The organism is Marinobacter sp. bablab_jr008 (assembly GCF_016464145.1).
Classification (GTDB): Bacteria; Pseudomonadota; Gammaproteobacteria; order Pseudomonadales; family Oleiphilaceae; genus Marinobacter; species Marinobacter nauticus.
This window is the reverse complement of record NZ_JACDWW010000079.1, coordinates 1-4829: the sequence shown is the minus strand read 5'-3', so window position 1 is coordinate 4829 and position 4829 is coordinate 1. Positions and strand designations below refer to the sequence as shown.

Annotated in this window: 5 protein-coding genes and 1 pseudogene; 2 read left to right on the top strand and 4 right to left on the bottom strand. The window is 54.5% G+C overall.

What is annotated here, in order from left to right:
- Positions 1–484: cytochrome c biogenesis CcdA family protein (locus JIF53_RS16730; protein WP_228285602.1), on the top strand; the 484-nt coding region annotated here is incomplete at its 5' end.
- On the opposite strand, the gene JIF53_RS16725 is transcribed toward JIF53_RS16730, so the two are convergent.
- The 4 genes from JIF53_RS16725 to JIF53_RS16715 all read right to left on the bottom strand — a co-directional run bounded on the left by JIF53_RS16725 (position 481) and on the right by JIF53_RS16715 (position 4198).
- Positions 481–2067 (bottom strand): hypothetical protein, encoded by a 1587-nt coding sequence (locus JIF53_RS16725; protein ID WP_199453460.1) that lies wholly within the window; start codon positions 2065–2067, stop codon positions 481–483. The two genes, JIF53_RS16730 and JIF53_RS16725, sit on opposite strands and share 4 nt — an antisense overlap.
- 58 nt (positions 2068–2125) lie before the next feature.
- Positions 2126–2890: an alginate export family protein gene (locus JIF53_RS19520; RefSeq protein WP_228285601.1), complete on the bottom strand. Its 765-nt coding sequence runs from the start codon at positions 2888–2890 to the stop codon at positions 2126–2128.
- Positions 2887–3546 (bottom strand): hypothetical protein, encoded by a 660-nt coding sequence (locus JIF53_RS19515; protein WP_228285600.1) that lies wholly within the window; start codon positions 3544–3546, stop codon positions 2887–2889. Before JIF53_RS19515 ends, JIF53_RS19520 begins: the two co-directional genes overlap by 4 nt.
- Positions 3547–3844: 298 nt before the next feature.
- Complete coding sequence (locus JIF53_RS16715) at positions 3845–4198, bottom strand: hypothetical protein (RefSeq protein WP_199453458.1); 354 nt, start codon at positions 4196–4198, stop codon at positions 3845–3847.
- A 438-nt stretch (positions 4199–4636) separates the two neighbouring features.
- Here JIF53_RS16715 and JIF53_RS19330 point away from each other — a divergent pair.
- Positions 4637–4829, top strand: a pseudogene (locus JIF53_RS19330) (hypothetical protein); the annotation flags it as partial.

The following is a 4829-nucleotide window of genomic DNA, read 5'->3' as shown; positions in this document are numbered from 1 at the left end:
TAATGGGCTTCGGCCATCATGCAAACGGCCCTACAAACACTTGCGCAAATACACCCAAAAGGAGTGTGACAGTCAGCGCTATTATCAGTACGGCTTTCAACCAGATATCAGTTCTAGCCACCACGACATTCCCTTGCCTGTGGCCTTTTTGCTGGGCATCGCCTTTGCCGTCGGCTGGACGCCCTGCATCGGCCCGATACTCGGAGCCATACTGGCGCTCAGTTCCACCCACGCCAACGCAGAAACGGGCATGTTGTATCTCGCAGTGTATTCGCTCGGCCTGGCACTCCCGTTTCTCGGAACCGCGCTGTTCATCGAGCATTTTCGCAAGCGAGTGCGCGGATTCAGCCGCTGGAGCAGGCCGCTAAGGGCACTGGCGGGACTGGTATTGATCATCATGGGCATAATGGTGCTAACCGGCCAGATGACCTGGTTCGCCACCTGGATGCTGTCGACCTTTCCCGTGTTGGGAAGGCTTGGCTAGTGTCCCAGGTCGGCTGGAAGCCGGTAGAGCCTTGTTGCGCCTTCCCCGGCCTTACTATCTCCACCTCGGCTTCCTACCGAGAAAAAGAACAGCCCGCCGCTCCCATAGGCCGGCTTCGCCGAGCGGGGTATGGATACCCTGGATCTTCCCAGAACCGATGGCGAGCCCGGGTTTGCGTCCAGCCAGTCGATAGCGACGACATCCCTGGGACCTGCGGCCTCCGCAGGGCTCGGGCGCTGCGCGATACCCACCATGGGGCGCGAAACCCTATCCGTCCCTCCGGTGCCGCCGACAAACGGGTTACCCAGGGACAGGGTTCTTGTCGGACTGAAAATCAGTTCCGGGTTTACCTCAAACCGGATTTCCGAGCTGACAAGAGGGTCCATATCGTAGCTGAGCTGCAATTCCGGGCCATTGCCGGAATACACAGAGGCTTTACCGTCAAACGCACTTACAAAAGCCAGATCGCCGCTGTCTATCTTGCCCAGAACCCGGGAGCCCAACACCCTGAAACCCGGCGTCAGGGCGCTGAATGTGTCATTGGCGCTTTCCGCCATCTTCTCTTGCCCCGGCATAACCGTGTAAATCTTTGACCCGAAGCCGTGCTCTGCCGTATAGGACTGCCCCAGAATGGTGTCACTCCGCCCATCCAGGTCGGTATCATGCACGCCCATCATCAATGGCGAAAACCCGACCAACATGGCTCGGTCCCCGTCAAGCCTGACAACAGAACCTGACACCCGGTAATCATCCCATTGGTTGACCAGCAGATAAAGCTCACCGGCACTGCTATACCAGTCCATGTAAATGATTCTCTCGCCACGTGGAATATCAACCACGGCGATTTCGCTTACAGAGCCATCGGAGCGCCCCGAAAAAAACCTGATTGTCTGCTTGTCTTCCAGTGCCACGACATAACGCCCCGGGATTTCATGGACCGCAATCGAACCTGCCCGGCCCGGCAACTCAAGAGCAAGCTCGGCCTCCGCCTCTGCCGCAACACGAAAACTCTCGTCCTTTGAGTATGAAGCTGCGCCGATATCAATCATCCCGACCAGCCAGGTTTGGTCATAGGTGACAACTACCCTGCCCTTGCTTATTAACTCGAACGTCAGAGAGGGCTCTGCCTTGCTTTCCTCATTTTCCCAGACCAGGCGTGGAAACATGGATTTCAGTTCTTCTTCCACGGGCCCGCTTTTTTCGGTTGTACTTTTAATTACGGCCGGCAAAGGGCCAAACCTCTCCACAACGGCATTTACACCAGGCATGGGCCCGGACAGCAGCTTGCCAACGAATTCTTCCGGATTAATCCGTAAAATACCGATTACGGACTGGCGGTCACTGACCAAACTGGCATCGCCGTTCTGAACGGGTTTTGCCGTAACGAAAACATCCCCCACCCCGACAACATTATCGCGCCGGTCTATGTAAACAAGACCTTCGTCCTTGTCGATCCGGCTGATCGCGGAAACAAAAGGGTCGAAGCGCTCACCTGCGAAACAGAGCTGTCCGGTTATTGTAAAAACAATTAAAACGACAAAACGAAAGATCCGGACGCTGGCACAGCTGATTACATTCGTCATACAGAGGCTCTTCGAAAGGAATAAGGTGCGAAGCGTCGGCTTCGCACCTTCTGGTCAGTTAAAACTTATACCTGACGCGGCCGGCAACATGCACAATGTCCTTATCACTCTGGCCGTTTTGAAGCGCGCCTTCCTCAAGTGCATCCACTGCATCTCCCGCAAGCAGATAAGCCGCTTCCGCCGCAATTTCCAGGGACGGATACGGAAGATAGCTCACCCGTCCACCGAACTCCAGGCCCAGATCTTTTGATGAACTCCCGTCAGCCAGCGTAATGGCTTCCGCCAGCCGGTTGTACACCAGCATTCCACTGAGCTTCAGGTTAGGCCGGACCTTGTGATCGAGCTGGATCTTATTCAGGAAATAGCCCTTATCCAGGATATAAGGCGTCTCGGCGAAATAATCATCGTCCGTGAAATTTTCCTGGAAAATCATGCTGTCCGTCAGATCGACGTCCGTGGAGATGAACGCATCGAAATTGGAATCCTGCTCATTGCTGTCCCCTGATGCATACACCATTGTGTAGGTGACGGTATTGGGACCGAACTGCAGGCCAAGCTCGCCACGGCCCAGAAAGGTGGACAGGTCATAGCTGGTGTTCGGATTCACAGCCCCGTTTATAGGGTTGAAGTTAACACCTTCTATCGTTCCCGTCTGGGCGATGGCGGTACCCTTGAGGAAAAGCCGGCCTGCCGACGTCTCCCTGTTGTAGTCGAAGGTCGCGCCCAGGTTTGAGACTGAGTATTCCGAGTTATCAGCGATCCGCTTCAGCTCGTAGTTCCTGCTATTGATCTCGCCGACACCCTCTGCAACCTGATTGTTCATCTGGTACAGATAAAAATTCCGGCGTTCAGGTTGGGCGAAAAGTGCTTATCCAGGTTCAGCGCAAAGTTATCAGCGCCATCCCAGCCCTCGTCTTCCGGGGAGTCGTTGGCGTCCTCGTTGGTGGAGTCACCACGCCCCCACAGAAGCTGATAGTCAATACCAGACTGAAGCTTCCCGGTCAGCACCGCAGCGGTTGCGGTCTCATTCCAGACATTGGCGTTAACCGAAACCGGCTGCAAGCCGATTTTCAGGCGCTGATCAACGGCGCCGGGCAAAGCAAAGTCGACGTAAGCCCAACGGGTCTCGACATTTACGCCGTCACCGGAAAAGTCGCCACCTGAACCCTCGCCGAAGCGAATGCCGCCGATTTCAGTTGCGTACACGCCCTTGACCATTCCATCGTCAGAGGCGGCGGTGAACCAGAACCGGTATTTTATCTCACCATAACTCTCGGTGGGATCGCTGTCTTTCAGCGTACCGCCACCCGAGTTTCCTGTTCTGAACCAATCCCTCTGATTGGTGTAGGCCTGAAACCGGTTGTTCATGTCGCCATGAAAATCAAATTCGGCCGCCATGACAGGGTTTGGAGCATACACTGCGGCTACTCCGAGAATCGCCAGGTAAAGCGGGCTGCGCTTAAGTTTCAGTTGCTTCATTGTGATCCCTATTATTAGTCGTCTTATTGGTCGTCAGAAGAGCTCAGCAAACGGACCTAATGGCCGGTCATTCCGCCGTGTCGCATACAGCAGGGCAACCAACCTCCTGATTGCAGGCAGGCCGCGACCAGTGAAACCTGAAACGAAGCTGAAAATCCAGAGGGCTTACGACTTATGTCTTAGACAGGACTGGCAACATGTCGGAGACGAAGGAGCTAAGGCGGTTTCTGGTGACCGCCTGGACGGTCACCTTTACAACAGATCGAATATCAGCGCGAAGGATAAGGGCTTGATGACCTCAATGGCCGGATTTCTCCGCCCCTTTCGATTTCATCGGCTGATCCTTCATCGACCCCTTCATTTCCTTCATCATTCCCATGCAGCCCTTCATGTCTCCATGCATCATCTGCATGTTTTCCTGCATGGCTTTCATATGGTCCTGCATCAGTTCCTGGCGCTTGGCAGGGTCCTGCTCCTGTTTGATCCGGCTCATCAGCGCCTGCATTTCTTCCATATTCTGCTGCATCGCCGCTGCTCTCTTCTGGTCCTGCTCATGATGCTTTGCATCGCGATGCTGATCGTGATCCGCCGCCAGGGCCGGCATGGAAAGCAGACCGGCAATGACAGTAGCAACAAGTGTCAGTCGTTTCATGGTGTTCTCCGTCCGTCGAGTAATTGGGAACTGCGATTGCGTCAGCAGGTGTCCCCCGCTGACCGGGCCAGATTCTGACCGTCTGCCTATAAGATAGTACAAGCTTCGGTCAAGGTGAAGCCAGCCAATACCAGGAGGGATCGGCCGGCTCGCCGGAACACTGCCAGGGGCCAATAAGATCTGACGACATATCACATAGGCGATTTAGGCCCTTAGTGCTGGGTGCGATGGCTTTAACCGGCCAGATAATTCAATTAGCTTTGTGGAGGCTAGCAACATTCCCAGGGTTGGGAAGACTTGGCTAGTATTCAATTGGAAATGGCGATTTCAACTTCGGCTGCCTGAAATTAATAGATTAGTTGGATAGATTATGCATTGTTCAAGTCGACTATCCCGTAGAGGCTGGTTCCTGTTTTTTTAATCTGGTCTGTCAGCTTTTTGCTGCATTTTTTTTGGGAAATGATCCAGGTGCCTTTCTTTACAGGGATGATGGAGGCGTCCCATGGTGCGGTCGTCTGGCTGTGCACGAGGGCGGCAATCGGCGATGCCAATATTGCACTATTTGCCTATGGCGTCGCCGCAGCGGCAACTAAAGATGGCTTTTGGATACAGGGACGGTGGCGCCGCCATG

Bases quoted from the DNA above. Each gene is read 5' to 3' on its own strand.
- JIF53_RS16715 (WP_199453458.1), bottom strand. From the start codon at position 4,198: ATGAAACGACTGACACTTGTTGCTACTGTCATTGCCGGTCTGCTTTCC.
- JIF53_RS16725 (WP_199453460.1), bottom strand. From the start codon at position 2,067: ATGACGAATGTAATCAGCTGTGCCAGCGTCCGGATCTTTCGTTTTGTC.
- JIF53_RS19520 (WP_228285601.1), bottom strand. From the start codon at position 2,890: ATGAACAATCAGGTTGCAGAGGGTGTCGGCGAGATCAATAGCAGGAAC.
- JIF53_RS19515 (WP_228285600.1), bottom strand. From the start codon at position 3,546: ATGAAGCAACTGAAACTTAAGCGCAGCCCGCTTTACCTGGCGATTCTC.